This window comes from Nocardia xishanensis NBRC 101358, assembly GCF_001613365.1.
Lineage (GTDB): Bacteria > Actinomycetota > Actinomycetes > Mycobacteriales > Mycobacteriaceae > Nocardia > Nocardia xishanensis.
The window spans coordinates 151,594-166,117 of record NZ_BDCF01000010.1 but is presented as its reverse complement, the minus strand read 5'-3'; the positions used below and the strand labels follow the sequence as shown (position 1 = coordinate 166,117).

Here is a 14,524-nt window from a genome sequence, read left to right as displayed (position 1 = left end):
ACACGAGGTTGCTGGGCGAGTTCCCGCAGTGGTTGCGCGCCGCGCGGGCCGCGGGCGTCACGAGCTGACACGCGTCTCTCGGAGCCGAGCCGATCGACGGAGCCGAGCCGATCGTCCGAGTTCAGCCGATGACGGCGTTCATGATGGTGCCCGCGCTGGTGGCGACCACGCCGCCGATCATCGCGCCCGCCACCATCTTCGGTGACTCGAGGCCGCCGCCCGTCCACTTCTCCCAGGCGAACCGGCCGCCCGCGTAGATGATGCCGCAGACACCCGACAGCAGAACGAACCAGGTCAGGTAGCGGACGAGCTGGAGGATCTTGTCGGACACCGGCGGCGCCTCGGGCGTCGGATTGCCGATCTGCGCCAGGGTGTCGTGTGCGATGGCCAGGATCATCGTGCTGCTCATTCCGGGTTCGGGACAAGGAGAATCGCTGAATGGATGGTATCCGGTTCTTGGGCGTGGCGCAGAAACCTCGTCTCGTGGCGCGGAGGCCGCGGGCCGGTGGCGCAGACGCCGCTGTCCCCCAGCGTCTTGCGATGGACCGGGTCCGTCCGGATCATGGGTGGGACGTGGTGGTCGACCCGGCCGCCACGAAACCGGTGAATCCCGAGGTAACCAACAGTGAGCATGATCTTGATGTCGGTCGGGGACACGTATTCCATCCTGGCGCAGATCGGTAACCCGACTCCCGAGGCGCCGCCGTTGTCGGACAAGCTGATGCAGTTCGTCCGCTACGGGACCTGGTTCGCGATGCTCTCCGGCATCACGAGCATCATCTACGCGGGCGGCCGATTCGCCTGGGAGAAATGGTCGGGCGCGGGATTGCAGTCGCCGAAGATGGTGGCGGGCGCGATGATCGGCGGTGTCGTGGCGACCAGCGCGGGCACCATCATGAACGCCGTCGTCGGCAGCTGAGACGAGACCGGCTGCCGCCGGCACTGGTGCGCGCTCGCGTGCGTTCTGGCGGGCGACGGGCCGCTCAGCCCTCCCAGGTCCAGAGCGGCACCGCGCGGATCGGATGCAATTCCTCGTCGGTGCTCGCATGCGAGTTCTGCTGCGCCACTTGGGCGCCGAACTCCACGTGCGAGCGGACCGCGTCGCGGAACGCCTCCGACTCCAGCAGGCCCGCCTCCTCGAACGACGCCATATACAACTCGGCGAAGCGCTCGCGCTGTTCGTCGGTGATGTTCAGGTGCCGGTGCACCGCGATGAGGTAGTCGAACCCCACGTCGCGACTGAAGCGATCCGGGCCGCCGAACGATTCCGAGGTGAACCAGGTGAGGTGGTCGACATGGGTCGGGCGACGCTCGGGGAACAGCGACTTCAGCACCGGATCGGCGAGCACCTTGTCGTAGAAGGCGGACTCCACTCGGCGCAGCGCCTCCTCGCCTCCCGCGTGCTCGTACATGCTCGTCATGGGTGACCTCCATTCGTACGGTTGTGCCACCCATTAGAGGCCCGCGCGCAGGGGAATGCGCCCGGTTTCGCCAAGAGAGGATCCGAAATCGTAGGGTTCTCAGAGTGATTCCCGATATCGCTGTCCCGCTGCGGCGCGGTCGCCCCATCGATCCGGCCGTCGGCTGATCCCGGTTCTGCGTGCACACCGAGGCCATCGCCGCCCTCGGCCATCGCCGCCCTCGGACGTTCCGGGCCGACGTCGCGACCCTCAGATCCGCGCGCCCTTGGCGCGATTGCAGGCGCGGCACAGGATCTGCAAATTGCTCGCGCTGGTCGCGCCGCCGCGGCTGAGCGGAATGACGTGGTCGAACTCGAGGTAGTGACCGCTCCCGCACTCGACGCACTTGCCGCCGTCGCGCTGCCACACTTCGGCTTTCACCTCCTGCGCGATGCTGCGCGTGTCGCGCTGCCCCGGCGTGAGTACCAGGCGCTTCGCGACCCGCAGCGCGCCTTCCAGCGCGGCCGCGACGTAATCGGGGTCGGCGACTTCGAAGCTCGCGCCGCCGCGCGCCGAGGTCGCCGCGATCGCCACGACGCCCGCCTCGACGTGCACCGAGACGACCCGCGACCACGGCATCTCGACGCCCGCGCCGCTGCCGACGAAGCGGAGTTTCTTGTTGCTCGCGATCAGCCTGCCCTCGGTGAGCTTCGGCCCGCGGGCCAGCTGGCGCACGTGAGTGGCGACCAGGTCGAGATGCACCTTCTCTTCCGAGTCCAGGTGCAGGCCGGGCGTGCGGACCACCGGCAGATCGCCTTCGCGCAGCCTGCACAGCGTGCGCCCGCGATGCATCCGCCTGCGCAGATCCTCGACGAGCGGGCCGGTCAGCGCCAGCTCGCCGACCGCGCGTTCGAAGGTGTCGTATTCGTCCTGCTGGATCGCGCCGTCCGCGAAGGCGAAGGTGACCAGCCGCTCGACGTAGCTGAGCCCGACCTCGCGCAACGCCGTGCGGCCGATGTTCTCGTCGATGCGCTGATAGCGCAGCGACGCCCACAGCGCTTCCCACGGCTCGCCCTGCGGTCCCGACGCGATCAGCACCCGCCAGGCTCTGGTGTGCCAGTGGGTGAGGAACTCCTCGATCTCGGCCTCGCAGACCTCGCAGGGCGCTGTGCCGCCGAACAGCTTGCGTCGCAGCGCGTTTCCACAGCGTGCGCAGGCGCGCGGGCCGAGCGGAGTGCGGCGGAAGGTCGCCGAAGTCCATTCGGCTCCGTCCCACCAGCGCAGGCGCGACGGGTCCTCGGGATCCGGATGCCAGTCGGCGCGTCCGGGATTCGGCGGTGGCGGTGGCGGGGCCGGTTGGCTGATCCGCCGCGTCAGATCGACGTGCCGCGGCATGCGCGGCGGTCCGCCCGCGGAAGGTTCGGATGGCGTGGAGTTCACCGAGGGAGCGGCTCCGGCAGACCCTGGCGAAGCCGCCGGGAAGTCGGGCCGGGGGAGTGCGGCACCACCGCGGTGCGCGGAGGGCCCTGCGACGTCCGCCCCGAGCGGTGCGCTTTCCGGGACCGAGCGGGGCGGGTAGGGGGCTCCCGAAAGCAGATGCCGGTCCTGCGGCGAGGACGGCTCCGCCGTCGGTCGTGGAGTTCGCGCCGGAACAGCATCGTGCGCGCCGGGGCGTCTTCGCTCGTTCCCGGAGTCTTGTTCAGCGGCGGCGCGTCCTCGCTCGTTCCGCGCGTCTTGCTCGGCGGCCGGGTGCGGCCGGGCGAACGGATCCGCGGTGCGCGGCGTGCGGGCCCGGCGCGGCGAATCGTCCACCGCGACGCCGAACTCGGTGATCAGCCCGGCCAGGCCGCTGCTCCAGCCCTGACCGATGGCGCGAAACCGCCAGCGCCCCTCCCTGCGGTAGAACTCGCCGAACATCATCGCGGCCACCGCGTCGGCGTCCTCGATGTCGAAGCGGGCGACCGGGCCGTCGGCGGCGAAGACGGTCACCGTCAAACCCGCTATGTCGCCGAATGTTCCGTGGTCGAGCGAGCCGCTGACCACGATCCGGTGTACGTCGCTCTCGGTGCGCGGCAGCGAGACGCTCAGCCGCGCGGTCCCCGGCGCGGGCTCCTGGTCGAGGGTCACCGCCTGCGACACGTGCCGAGGCGCGTTGTAGAACACCAGATCCCGGTCGGTGCGTACCGTGCCCGTGTCGTCCAGCAACAGCGCGTTCGCGTCGACGACATGCTCCGACCGCCATGAAACGACCACGGCTAGAAGGGATGTCGGTACCGGCGCGTGCGCGCCCTTGCTCAGTTTCATCGTGCTCGAATATTGCCACGCCCCTCCGACACGCCGAATTCGTCGGGGTCCGCACGCGGGCGCGCCGAGGGCGACACAGACCGGGCGGTCGGGGATTTACCGGTGTTCGGGCGTCCGGTCGGGCACAGTAGTGCCATGACTACCCCGAAGGGGTCGGGCCGCAGCCGCAAGAAGCAGACCCCGAAATCAGCGGGACCGCGCGTCCCCGGCCCCGCGGAGATCCTGGCGGCCGCGCAGTCGGCGGTCGAGGCGGCCCAGTCAGTGGCGGGTCAGGCGCTGGAATCGGCGCAGCTGACCGCAGAACACGCCTTCGACGCCGCGGTCCGGCTGCCACCGGCCTCGGCCCAGCTGGCCGCGCAGCTGCCCGGTCTGATCGAGAATCTCTCGATGGCCATCGACCGGCTCAACGCGACCATCGACCGGCTCGACCGGACGCTGGCGCTGGCTGATCCGGCCTTCGCGGCCTACGACCGGCTGCTGCCGCGGTTGGAGGCGATGATCGCCCTCGGCGAGGACGTGCTCGGCAAACTCGCCAGGCTGCCCGGCATTTCTATGCTCGGCAAGGTGACGGGATTGAGCGGCAGGCGGCCCGGCGAGGAGGAACCGCCGCCCGACCCGCCGAAACGGCGGCGCTGACCGGATTCAGCCGGCCGCGGCGCGATAGGTGGCCGCCGCCTTCAGCAGCACCTCGCGGTACTCCTCCTCCGGATCGGAGTCCAGGACGATCGCGCCGCCCGCGCCGATGCGCCATTCGCCGCCGTGCCGCACCGCGGTGCGGATGACGATGTTCAGGTCCGCCGTGCCGCCGAGACCGAGGAACCCGATGGTGCCGGAATAGACGCCGCGCGCCTCGGTCTCCAGTTCGTCGATGATCTCCATGGTGCGCAGCTTCGGCGCGCCGGTCATGGAACCGCCGGGAAAGCAGGCGCGCAGGCAGTCGACCACGTCCACGTCGGGGCGCAGCGTTCCGCGCACCGTCGAAACGAGTTGGTGCAGCGTCGTATACGTCTCGGTGGCCATCAGCTTCGGCACGTGCACGCTGCCGATCTGGCAGACGCGGCCGAGATCGTTGCGCAACAGGTCGACGATCATCAGGTTCTCGGCCCTGGTCTTGGGGCTGTCGGCGAGTTCGCGGCGCAGGCGCTCGTCCTCGGCCGGGTTCGCGCCACGCGGCGCGGTGCCCTTGATCGGCTTGCTCTCCACGGTGCGCGCCCGGTCCACCTTGAGGAAGCGTTCCGGCGAGGAGCAGGCGATCTCCAGGTCGTCGAAGCGCAGGAACGCCGCGTACGGCGCCGGGTTGCAGCGGCGCAGGGTGCGGTAGAAGTCGAGGCCGGCGGTGTCGGCGGCGACGGTGAGGTTGTCGGTCAGGCAGATCTCATAGGACTCGCCCGCGTGCAGCCGGTCCAGACAGACATCGATGTCGGCCAGATACCGCGAGCGGCCACGGGTGAGCAGCCCTTCGACCGCCGCGATATCCGAATCGACCTCGAGCGCAAGGGGATTGGACCAGTTCGGCAGGGCGGCGAGCGCCTCGGCCGTGTCGCGCAGCCAGTCCGCGGCGGCACGCGCGGTATCGCCCGCGAGATCGGTGAGGGCCAGCAGATGGGTGCGTCCGGCGACGTGGTCGACCACGACGAGCCGGTCGGCGAAGATCCACTGCGCGTCGGGCGTCGGGGCGCGGTGCGCCGCGTGCGCGCCGCAGTCGGCCTTCACCTCGTAGCCGAGATAGCCGACGTATCCGCACGCGAAATCGAATGGCAGGCCGGGGATTTCGGCGGTGCGCCAGCGCAATTCGGCGGCAAGGTAATCGAGCACGTCGCCCGCGACGGTGCGGCGCTCGCCATCGGCGGTCTCCACGACGACGGAACCGTCGCCGACGCGATACCGGACCACCTCGGCCAGCGGCCCGCTCGCATCGCCGAGGAAGGAGAAGCGGTCAAGACCGGGTTCGACGTGCTCGCTGTCCAGCCAGAAGGCGGTCGGCGAATCGCGGTAGAGGCGAAGGAACGCGGCCTCGGTGTCGACGGCACGGTCGATGACCTCGTGGCGCAGCTGCCAAGGCCGCTCGGGTTCGCCACTGCGATAAGGGCTTTCGTTCTCGGGCTCCGGCGACATCGGCGGCGGCGTCTTGACCGCGCCTGGGCCGAGGTCGATCACCGTGCGCTCGGTGGTGAAGCCGGAGGCCGGCCAAGCGGGCGCATCGGTCGCGCGGGCTGGTCGATGGCGGGTCGACGCGGCCGAAAGGGACGCCGCCGGAAGTGGTGCCGCGGTGATGTTCGCCGCTTCGGCTGGTCGCTGGAGTTCGGCCGTCGCCGTTCGGCCTGCCGTCACGCCGACGGGGCTGAGTCGCGCGCCCGCGCTCGATCGTTCGTGATGCGCCGCGGTGAGTTCGGCGAAATTGCGGAGCAGCGCGGCGCCGTGCTCGCTGGCGATGGACTCGGGATGGAACTGCACGCCCCACTGGGGTCGGACGCGATGGCGTATGCCCATGATCACGCCGTCCGGAGTGCTCGCCGTGATCTCCAGGTCGTCGGGCAACGGCCGGATCGCGCACAGCGAGTGGTACCGGACGGCGGTGAAGTTCTGTGGCAGACCGGCGAACAGGTCGCTGTTGTCGTGACGGACCTGGTCGAGGTAGCCGTGCCGCGCGATCGGGGCAGGCGCGACGAGACCGCCCGCCGCCACGACGATCCCCTGGTGGCCGAGGCATACCCCGAGCAACGGGAGCTCGGTCGTGGCTATGACGGCGGCCGAGATGCCCACGTCACGGGCGACGTCCGGACGTCCTGGACCGGGCGAGACGACCACATTGGCGAAGCGATGCAGACCCAGCCGGGCCGGGTCGTCGGCCTCGTCGTTGCGCACGACCGTCGGCTCGACGCCGTTCACCTCGCTGATCAGCTGATACAGGTTGTAGGTGAACGAGTCGTAGTTGTCGATCAACAGCGTGTGCATGGTGTGCCAAACCCTACGCCTGACCCCGCGGAGCGAACTGTTGTCACATGCCTTCAGTTGCCGTGGCCGGGTGGTGCAGAATGTGGGGCATGTCTGTTGCGCAACCGGTCGAAGTGGATCGCGAGGTCGTCGATTTCGCGATCGTCGGGAAATGGATGGAAGAGCAGGGCCTGCCCGGTGGCGCGTTCGAGGGGGTGACCTCGCTGGGCGGCGGCACGCAGAACATCATGCTGCGGTTCCAGCGCGGCGGCCGGGACTACGTGCTGCGGCGCGGGCCGAAGCATCTGCGGGCCAAGAGCAACGAGGTCATCCGTCGCGAGGCCCGACTGCTCGGCGCGCTCAGCGGGGCCGGCGTTCGCGCGCCCGAGGTCGTCGCGGCCTGCACCGACGAGTCGGTCATCGGGGCGGTCTTCTACCTGATGGAGCCGATCGCCGGCTTCAACCCGCAGAACGAGCTGCCCGAGCTGCACGCGAACGACCCCGAGATCCGGCGGCGGATGGGCCTGTCCGCGGTCGAGGCGATCGCCCGGCTGGGCGCGCTCGACTACCGCGCGCTCGGCCTGGAGGACTATGGCAAGCCGGAGGGATTCCTGGAACGTCAGGTGCCGCGCTGGCTCGGCGAGCTCGAATCGTATTCGGCCAACGAGGGTTATCCCGGTCCGGAGATTCCCGGTGTGCAGCGGGTCGGGGAGTGGCTCGACCGCAACCGGCCGGCGAACTGGACGCCGGGCATCCTGCACGGCGACTGTCACCTGGCCAACATGATGTTCTCCTACGAGGGGCCGGAGGTCGCGGCGATGGTGGACTGGGAGATGTCCACCATCGGGGATCCGCTGCTCGATCTGGGCTGGCAGATCGCGACCAGGCCCGAGCCGGGCACCAGCGGCGCTGCGCTGGTGGGCAAGCTGGGCGCGGTCGGCGGCCTGCCGACGCCGGAGGAGATGGTCGAGCACTACGGCCGTTTCTCCGAGCGCGATCTGAGCCACGTCACCTGGTATACCGTGCTGGCCTGCTTCAAGCTGGGCATCGTGCTGGAGGGCACGCACGCGCGCGCCTTCGCGGGCAAGGCGCCCAAGCAGGTCGGCGACTTCCTGCACGCCATCACCCTGGAGCTGTTCGAGCGGGCGCATCGTCTGATGGAGTGACGGACCGTATCTCGACGAAGTCTGGCCGTATATGGATGGAGATTCATATACGGCCAGCTCTATTTTCGACGCATGCCGATCGTTCCCGACGTGAAGAACTGGACCTGGGTGCTGGAGCGCGTCTGTCCCGAATGCGGATTCGACGCCGCCGCCACCGCTTACGAGGTGGTGCCCGCGTTGGCGCGGGACAGCGCCGACCGGTTGCGCGCGGTGCTCGAACGACCCGATGCCCGGCGTCGGCCGGACGAGTCGACCTGGTCGCCACTGGAATACGCGGCCCACGTGCGCGACGTGTGCCGGATCTTCGCCTACCGGACGGCGGTGGCCACGCGGACCGCCGCGGTGGATCCGCGGGTGCCCGCCTTCGACGCTCGGGGGCTCACCGCGGACGAGACTCCGGACGGCCTTCCGGTGTTTTCGAATTGGGATCAGGACGCGACCGCGATCGCCGACCGCTACGACATGCAGGAGCCTGTGGCGGTCTCGGGTGAGCTGGCGCTCGCGGCCGAGGCGGCGGCGCGGGCGTTCGAAGCGGTGCCGGTCGCGGATCGCGATTTGCGGGTGCGGCGCGGCGACGGGTCGTTCTTCACCGTCGACTCGCTGGCGAAGTACTTCGCGCACGACCTCGTCCATCACGTGCACGACGTGCGCGGCTGAGCGCGCAAATTCTAGAACGCGTTCGGGCATCCCGTCGTGTCGCACCGATGAATTTCGGGGCCGGTACTAGAACGCGTTCCACTTTTCTCGTAGTGTGGGTGCAGTCACATTGAAACACTGTGCACGCGAGAGGTCGACAGGAATGAAGACGAAGGGCGCGATCCTGTGGGGGATCGACGAGCCGTGGTCGGTGGAAGAGATCGAGATCGGCGATCCGGTCGCCGGCGAGGTGCAGATCCGGATGGAAACCGCCGGTATGTGCCACTCGGATCACCACATCGTCACCGGTGCGACACCGATGCCGGCGTTCCCCGTGATGGGCGGCCACGAAGGCGCGGGCGTGATCACCAAGCTCGGGCCGAACGTGCCGGGCGATCTCCAGGTCGGTGACCACGTCATCCTGTCGTTCATCCCCGCCTGCGGCCGCTGTCCCGCTTGCGTTTCGGGCAACATGGCGCTGTGCGATCTCGGCGCGGGTCTGCTGCTCGGCCAGGCGATCAGCGACGGCACCTACCGCATCCAGGCGCGCGGCCAGAACGTCATCCCGATGTGCCTGCTCGGCACCTTCGCGCCGTACATGACGGTGCACCACACCTCGGTGGTCAAGATCGACCCGACCATCCCGTTCGAGGTCGCCTGCCTGGTCGGGTGCGGCGTGCCGACCGGCTTCGGCTCCTCGACCCACGTGGCCAACGTGATGCCCGGCGAGACCGTGGTGATCGCGGGCATCGGCGGCGTCGGCATGAGCGCGCTGCAAGGCGCGGTGCTCTCCGGCGCGTCGAAGGTCGTCGCGATCGACCCGAACCCGTGGAAGCGGGAGCAGGCGCAGAAGTTCGGCGCCACCCACACCTACGCCAGCATGGCCGAGGCCATCATGCCGTTGATGGACGCCACCGAGGGACGGATGGCCGAGAAGGTCATCCTGACCATGGGCGAGATGCACGGCGACTACATCGAAGAGGGCCTGATCCTCACCGCCAAGGCGGGCACCCTCGTGGTCACCTCCATGGGCCGCATGGACGCGGGCGAGGTCAAGATGAACAGCTTCCTGCTGTCCATGCTCCAGAAGACGGTGAAGGGCTGCATCTTCGGCGGCGGCAACGCCCGCCAGGACGCGCCGCGCCTGCTGTCGCTGTACAAGTCCGGTCAGCTCAACCTGGACGACATGGTGACCCGCAGCTACAGCCTGGAGGAGATCAACCAGGGCTACCAGGACATGTTGGACGGCAAGAACATTCGCGGCATCATCCGCTACACCGAAGCCGACTGGTAGATCAGCCGCCGACCCGTTCGGCGAGCCGGACCACGACCTGGGCGACCAGATCGTGCGGGATCGGCGCGCCGAGCGGGAACCGCAACGTCCCCTTGCCCGCCCGGTAGGGCTCGATCGCGCGCTCGAAAGCCATGTCGCCCTCCGGGATCGGGTAGAGGCTGACGTGCTCCTTCCATCCCGCGAAGTGCACGACGTTGCGGCCGTGCAGCTTGAAGGTCGGGATGTCGTAGCTGATCGACTCGACCGCGCCGGGCAGGGCGGTGTGGATCGTCTTGCGCAGTTCGGTCAGGGCGGCGCGCACGCCTTCGGGAAAGCCAGAGACGTAGGCGTCGATGGTCGCGGGATGCCCTGCCACGAGGTCCTCCGATCGGCGATCGATGGATGAGTCCGGCGCTGTGCGGCCAGTCTACGCAGACTGGGCGGTGCGGGCGGGCACCCGCGCTCGGCGGTTCAGACTTTGCAGCGCAACAACGCTTCGCGGAGGTTGCGGCTGCGCACGTCGTCGAGGACGGCCATGCCGAGGCGATTCATGGTGTAGCCGAAGCCGAGACCGGTGCTCGGGTCGGCGAAGCCGAAGGAGCCTCCGAGGCCGGTGGTGCCGTAGGCGCGTTTGTCGGAGCCGAATCGGAACGAGCCGCGCGACTTCCGGAAGCCGAGGTGGTAGCGGCTCTTGGTGTGCAGCACCAGATCCTCGGCGGGCACGTCTTCGGCGGTGTCGGCCGCGGCGAGCAGGCCGAGCAGATCGTCGGCGATGGGTAGCGCTCCGGTGCGCGCCGCGGCCGCACCGTAGATCTTGGCCAGCGAGCGGGCGTTGCCGACGCCGCCGTGGCCGGGCAGCTCCACGCCGAGGAACTCGCGGCGTGCCGCGCGGGCGGGCGCTCCGCAGCGCGGATTGGTCAGTGCCGCATGGGAATGCCCGCGCTCCAGGAAGACCTCGACGCCGATGCGCAACGGTATGTCGCGCTCGTAGCGCAGGATGTCCAGGCCCTTGGTGGCCGAGAGCACGGCGACGCGCTCGATCGGCTCGTCGGCGGGCAGACCGATGAAGAAGTCCGCGCCGAGCGGCTTCGCGATGTCTTCGGCGAAGACGCGTCCGAGCGTCCGGCCGTGCGGATCGACGCGACGCACCAGCTCGCCCTGGTAGAGCCCGAGGGTGATCGCGTGATAGCCGTGCCGGGTGCCGGGCTGCCACGCGGGTTTCTGCGCGGCGAGGATCTTCGCGAGACCGTCCAGATCGGCGATCTGCGATAGCTTCACGATGGTGTCGAGTCCGGAGAGCCCGGCCTGGTGATCGACGAGCTGGCGCACCGTGATCGCGCCCTTGCCGTGCGCGGCGAACTCCGGCCAGTAATCGGCGACCGGCTTCTCGTAGTCGAGGACGCCCTTCGACACGGCGGACGCGACCACGAACGCGGCCATGCCCTTCGTCGAGGAGAAGACCGGCACGATCGTGTCCCGCTCCCACGGCTGCGTGCGGCGCCGGTCGCGGTGCCCGGCCCACAGGTCGACCACGGGCTGGTCGCCCGCGAAAACGGCTACGGCCGCGCCGATTTCGCCGTGCCGGGAGAAATTGCGACGGAACGCGTCGGCGACCGGACCGAAGCCGGGGGCCACCTCGCCGTGGATCGTGGGTGCACTCATGGTGAGTCGATGGTACCGGCGGTACCGAGATCTTTCGCTGGCCCGTTCGCATCGGACCGAATTCCGGTCGCGGTGCCACGGCGCGGGCGCGGCCTCGTTAGGCTCGTTTCGTGCGTGCACTCGAGCAGATCAAGGACTGGCCAGTTCGACACGCGGCCGCCGGTGTGGTCACCGGCGCGGGCGCGGTCTCGCAGGGCGACGCGGAGCGCGTCTTCCCGCTGGCCTCGGTCACCAAGCCGCTGGTCGCCTACGGCGTGCTCGTCGCGGTGGAGGAGGGCGCGATCGAGCTCGACCAACCCGCCGGTCCGCCGGGGGCGACCGTCCGTCATCTGCTCGCGCACACCTCCGGCCTCGCCTTCGACACCACCGACGTGCTCGCCGAACCCGGCGCCCGGCGCATCTACTCCAGCTCCGGTTTCGAGGTGCTCGCCGAATTCGTCACCGAGCAAACCGGTATCGCGTTCGACGAGTATTTGCGGGACGCGGTGTTCGAGCCGCTCGGTATGAAATCCTCGGTGCTGTCCGGATCCGCCGGGCACGCCTGCCGGTCCACCGTCGCGGACCTGTTGCTGTTCGCCGCCGAACTGCTGACTCCGCGGCTGGTCTCCCCGCAGACCCACGCCGAGGCGACCACGGTGCAATTCCCGGGCGTGAACGGCATCCTGCCCGGCTACGGCTCGAAGCGGCCCAACGACTGGGGTCTCGGATTCGAAATCCGCGACTGGAAATCCCCGCATTGGACCGGCGGCGCGAACTCCCCGCGCACCTACGGCCATTTCGGCCAGTCGGGCACCTTCCTATGGATCGATCCGGCAATTGGGGTGGCGTGTGTCGCGTTGGCGGACGAGAATTTCGGCGACTGGGCACGGGAGGTGTGGCCGGTCCTGAGTGACGCGGTGATCGACGAAGCGAGAATCGGGGGCAACACGCTCGCGAAGTAACATACGTAACTTCGGACACTCCAGTACACTCGAGCAACGCCAGCTGGACGGGTCGTTGGGGAAGACGTCCCTCGTCTGAGCTGGAGGTAGTGGTGCGCGCATCGAGTCAGTTCGCGGACGCGACGGCGGGTGTGGTGTGGATCCACTCGTCGCCCGCCGCGTTGTGCCCACACGTCGAGTGGGCACTCACCTCGGCACTCGGTTCCCCCGCGAAACTGCGCTGGACCACCCAACCCGCCGACGGTCAACTCCGCGCCACCAGCGACTGGATCGGGCCCGTCGGCACCGCCGCCAAGATCGCCCAGTCGTTGCGCTCTTGGCCGGTGCTTCGATTCGAGATCACCGAGGATCCGAGCGACGGGGTGGACGGGGAGCGCTACAGCTTCGTGCCCGGGCTCGGGTTGTGGCACGGGTCGACCAGTGCCAATGGTGATGTCACGCTCGGGGAGATGCGGTTGCGTGCGATGCTCCAAGCTGCACGGGAACTCGGCAAGTACTCGGCCTACGATCTGGCCTCCGAGATCGATCGAGCGCTGGGGACGGCGTGGGACGAGGATCTGGAGATCTTCCGCTCCGGGGAGTGTGGCGCCGGTGCGGAGGTGACGTGGTTGCGGCGGGACGTGGGGTAGTTTCCCGGCTGCGATTGCGAATCCATCGGCTTCGGCCCTGAGGCGGCGGTACCCGAGTGGACAAGCAGCTACAGTGCCCTGCATCCGTGTCAGTAGGTAGTCAGTGGGGCGATGCACATGAACCTCGAGCAATACAGAGATATGTTCGGCGAAGAGATTTCGGTACGCGCTCCTGACGGTGCCGTACAGGCATGGTCTTTGCAGGTGAGCATGAACGGCCACGGTGATTGGCGTGTGCGACTGAGCGATAGCGGCGACGGGGAGTGGGAAGGCGACGGTCACGATGTATTCGACGCATTCGCGGTCGCGCGCAGTGAGCCTGAGTCGCGGGGGTTCCGTTTCCTGGTCGTAGGGGCGAGACCGGACTGCTGGCCATCGGGCATGCGCAGTCAGATGGATGGCGGGTTGCAGGTCTATGTGCACTACAACTCGGCCCTGCAGCGGCTCATCCACGACCTCGCCGACGTCTTTTCCCGAAGAGGTTTACTCCGGTACGTCTTCGCGCCGGCGCCTATCTCGAAAGTCGGTACCGCTCAGGAGCAGGCCGCGTTTCGCAAGCGGTGGAAGATGCGGATCCTCTGAACAGAGCAATGTCCGATCGGCGCTGGGTCGACCGGCATTGCGGTGTGTCCGTACCTGGGTAGGAACGCCAACCCCATGATTTCCGGCGGGTGAGGTCCCAGCCGTGAATCGCCCGGCGAATCAGCTGTCTTCGGTGCGTGACGCGCTCGTCGGCTCGGTCGGTGCGGGCAGCTTCGACGTCGACGCGGATCGGATCCACGGCCAGGTCATCAAGGCCCACACGACGAGCAATATGACAGCCACGGTGCCCAGGTACCAAGGCCATGGGCCGAGCACGTCGAGCAGCGACAGCGTCGAGGGCTTGCGGTTGACGAAGCCGTAGTTGGTGTCGGCGAGGGAGTTGAAGACGAACGTGACCGCGACCCACGCCACGGTGACCGCCACGGCGAACCAGTAGCTGCGCCAGGTCGGGTGCATGCCGATGCCCCAGGTCAAGTAGATCGCGGCCCAGACCACGGCCAGATGGATCGACCAGAAGGCCAGGAACACCTTGTTCGGGAAGTCGGGGCTCTCCAGCGCCGGTGATATGAGCGCCTGTGTACTCAGCGTGAGGCACCAGTAGTAGGTCAGCGCGTATGCCCAGCGCTGGTGTGTCAGCAGCGCGTAGCCGGCGACGATCGTCGCGAGATCGGTCAGGCGCAGCGGCACCGAGCGGCCTAGGGTCGGGGGAAAGAGGGTGGAGATATAGATCGTCAGATAGATCCCCAGCGTCACCGCCCCGAACGTCCGGCTGAAACGGCGTGCGGTGGCGTCGTTTCGGTGCGTTCGCCCGATCACGACGACCAGCGCCGCGCCCACCACGAACAGAGCCAGCACGATCCAGTGCGACAGCCCGTATGCGGAGAACTCCCGCTGCGCCGTGGGTGCGTCCACCTGCTCAGTTTAGTGGCGGCGAGGCGTGGATTTCGTGGACGCGTCGCGGGGCGAGTCCTCGACCAGCGCTTGACGCCGCCGACTGGTTGGTCTGTGTTCAGCAGGGATTCGGTGCCGATCGCGC

Annotated in this window: 15 protein-coding genes; 8 read left to right on the top strand and 7 right to left on the bottom strand. The window is 68.6% G+C overall.

Going from position 1 to position 14,524, the window contains the following annotated elements; genetic code table 11:
- Positions 1 to 121: 121 nt before the first annotated feature.
- The gene (locus NX1_RS11275; RefSeq protein WP_068057443.1) at positions 122 to 397 is read right to left on the bottom strand and encodes a hypothetical protein; all 276 of its coding nucleotides are present in this window, start codon (positions 395 to 397) and stop codon (positions 122 to 124) included.
- A 228-nt stretch (positions 398 to 625) separates the two neighbouring features.
- On the opposite strand from NX1_RS11275, the gene NX1_RS11270 reads away from it, so the two are divergent.
- Positions 626 to 919: a hypothetical protein gene (locus tag NX1_RS11270; protein WP_068057395.1), complete on the top strand. Its 294-nt coding sequence runs from the start codon at positions 626 to 628 to the stop codon at positions 917 to 919.
- Between the two features lie 64 nt (positions 920 to 983).
- Here the strand turns inward: NX1_RS11270 and NX1_RS11265 are convergent, their stop codons facing one another.
- Together NX1_RS11265 and NX1_RS11260 are read right to left on the bottom strand one after the other, a co-directional pair.
- On the bottom strand, positions 984 to 1,421 hold the full coding sequence (locus NX1_RS11265; RefSeq protein WP_068057393.1) for a globin domain-containing protein: 438 nt from the start codon (positions 1,419 to 1,421) through the stop codon (positions 984 to 986).
- 249 nt (positions 1,422 to 1,670) lie between these two features.
- Positions 1,671 to 3,704, bottom strand: coding sequence for a TerD family protein (locus tag NX1_RS11260; RefSeq protein ID WP_084501329.1), 2,034 nt, complete (start codon positions 3,702 to 3,704; stop codon positions 1,671 to 1,673).
- A 135-nt stretch (positions 3,705 to 3,839) separates the two neighbouring features.
- Here NX1_RS11260 and NX1_RS11255 point away from each other — a divergent pair, with 135 nt between their 5' ends.
- Positions 3,840 to 4,340, top strand: a complete 501-nt coding sequence (locus NX1_RS11255) for a hypothetical protein (RefSeq protein WP_084501328.1) — start codon at positions 3,840 to 3,842, stop codon at positions 4,338 to 4,340.
- Between the two features lie 6 nt (positions 4,341 to 4,346).
- Here NX1_RS11255 and pabB read toward each other — a convergent pair whose 3' ends face one another.
- Entirely contained in the window at positions 4,347 to 6,659 is a 2,313-nt protein-coding gene (pabB, locus tag NX1_RS11250; RefSeq protein ID WP_068057387.1) for an aminodeoxychorismate synthase component I, read from the bottom strand.
- A gap of 89 nt (positions 6,660 to 6,748) precedes the next feature.
- Here pabB and NX1_RS11245 point away from each other — a divergent pair, with 89 nt between their 5' ends.
- The 3 genes from NX1_RS11245 (at position 6,749) to NX1_RS11235 (ending at position 9,734) form a co-directional block, all read left to right on the top strand.
- Positions 6,749 to 7,804 (top strand): phosphotransferase family protein, encoded by a 1,056-nt coding sequence (locus tag NX1_RS11245; protein ID WP_068057385.1) that lies wholly within the window; start codon positions 6,749 to 6,751, stop codon positions 7,802 to 7,804.
- A gap of 72 nt (positions 7,805 to 7,876) precedes the next feature.
- The gene (locus NX1_RS11240; protein WP_068057383.1) at positions 7,877 to 8,461 is read left to right on the top strand and encodes a DinB family protein; all 585 of its coding nucleotides are present in this window, start codon (positions 7,877 to 7,879) and stop codon (positions 8,459 to 8,461) included.
- A gap of 142 nt (positions 8,462 to 8,603) precedes the next feature.
- Positions 8,604 to 9,734, top strand: a complete 1,131-nt coding sequence (locus NX1_RS11235) for an NDMA-dependent alcohol dehydrogenase (RefSeq protein ID WP_068057382.1) — start codon at positions 8,604 to 8,606, stop codon at positions 9,732 to 9,734.
- Position 9,735: 1 nt separating this feature from the next.
- Here the strand turns inward: NX1_RS11235 and NX1_RS11230 are convergent, their stop codons facing one another.
- Both NX1_RS11230 and NX1_RS11225 read right to left on the bottom strand, forming a co-directional pair.
- The gene (locus tag NX1_RS11230) at positions 9,736 to 10,089 is read right to left on the bottom strand and encodes an iron chaperone (RefSeq protein WP_068057381.1); all 354 of its coding nucleotides are present in this window, start codon (positions 10,087 to 10,089) and stop codon (positions 9,736 to 9,738) included.
- Between the two features lie 95 nt (positions 10,090 to 10,184).
- A complete protein-coding gene (locus NX1_RS11225) occupies positions 10,185 to 11,375 on the bottom strand; it encodes a serine hydrolase domain-containing protein (RefSeq protein WP_068057380.1) in 1,191 nt (396 codons plus the stop codon).
- A gap of 110 nt (positions 11,376 to 11,485) precedes the next feature.
- On the opposite strand from NX1_RS11225, the gene NX1_RS11220 reads away from it, so the two are divergent.
- The 3 genes from NX1_RS11220 to NX1_RS11210 all read left to right on the top strand — a co-directional run bounded on the left by NX1_RS11220 (position 11,486) and on the right by NX1_RS11210 (position 13,527).
- Positions 11,486 to 12,316, top strand: coding sequence for a serine hydrolase domain-containing protein (locus NX1_RS11220; protein WP_068057378.1), 831 nt, complete (start codon positions 11,486 to 11,488; stop codon positions 12,314 to 12,316).
- A 92-nt stretch (positions 12,317 to 12,408) separates the two neighbouring features.
- Positions 12,409 to 12,945 carry a DUF3145 domain-containing protein gene (locus tag NX1_RS11215; protein ID WP_068057439.1) on the top strand — a complete coding sequence of 179 codons (537 nt, stop codon included), beginning with the start codon at positions 12,409 to 12,411 and terminating at the stop codon, positions 12,943 to 12,945.
- A 117-nt stretch (positions 12,946 to 13,062) separates the two neighbouring features.
- Positions 13,063 to 13,527 (top strand): hypothetical protein, encoded by a 465-nt coding sequence (locus tag NX1_RS11210; protein ID WP_157119673.1) that lies wholly within the window; start codon positions 13,063 to 13,065, stop codon positions 13,525 to 13,527.
- Between the two features lie 120 nt (positions 13,528 to 13,647).
- Here NX1_RS11210 and NX1_RS11205 read toward each other — a convergent pair whose 3' ends face one another.
- Positions 13,648 to 14,400 carry a YwaF family protein gene (locus tag NX1_RS11205; protein ID WP_068057374.1) on the bottom strand — a complete coding sequence of 251 codons (753 nt, stop codon included), beginning with the start codon at positions 14,398 to 14,400 and terminating at the stop codon, positions 13,648 to 13,650.
- Positions 14,401 to 14,524: the final 124 nt, after the last annotated feature.

What these genes read in the sequence shown, in the direction of transcription:
- NX1_RS11275 (WP_068057443.1), bottom strand. Translation starts at nt 397, where the DNA reads ATGATCCTGGCCATCGCACACGACACCCTGGCGCAGATCGGCAATCCG.
- NX1_RS11265 (WP_068057393.1), bottom strand. Translation starts at nt 1,421, where the DNA reads ATGACGAGCATGTACGAGCACGCGGGAGGCGAGGAGGCGCTGCGCCGA.
- NX1_RS11260 (WP_084501329.1), bottom strand. Translation starts at nt 3,704, where the DNA reads ATGAAACTGAGCAAGGGCGCGCACGCGCCGGTACCGACATCCCTTCTA.
- NX1_RS11255 (WP_084501328.1), top strand. Translation starts at nt 3,840, where the DNA reads ATGACTACCCCGAAGGGGTCGGGCCGCAGCCGCAAGAAGCAGACCCCG.
- pabB (WP_068057387.1), bottom strand. Translation starts at nt 6,659, where the DNA reads ATGCACACGCTGTTGATCGACAACTACGACTCGTTCACCTACAACCTG.
- NX1_RS11245 (WP_068057385.1), top strand. Translation starts at nt 6,749, where the DNA reads ATGTCTGTTGCGCAACCGGTCGAAGTGGATCGCGAGGTCGTCGATTTC.
- NX1_RS11240 (WP_068057383.1), top strand. Translation starts at nt 7,877, where the DNA reads ATGCCGATCGTTCCCGACGTGAAGAACTGGACCTGGGTGCTGGAGCGC.
- NX1_RS11235 (WP_068057382.1), top strand. Translation starts at nt 8,604, where the DNA reads ATGAAGACGAAGGGCGCGATCCTGTGGGGGATCGACGAGCCGTGGTCG.
- NX1_RS11225 (WP_068057380.1), bottom strand. Translation starts at nt 11,375, where the DNA reads ATGAGTGCACCCACGATCCACGGCGAGGTGGCCCCCGGCTTCGGTCCG.
- NX1_RS11210 (WP_157119673.1), top strand. Translation starts at nt 13,063, where the DNA reads ATGAACCTCGAGCAATACAGAGATATGTTCGGCGAAGAGATTTCGGTA.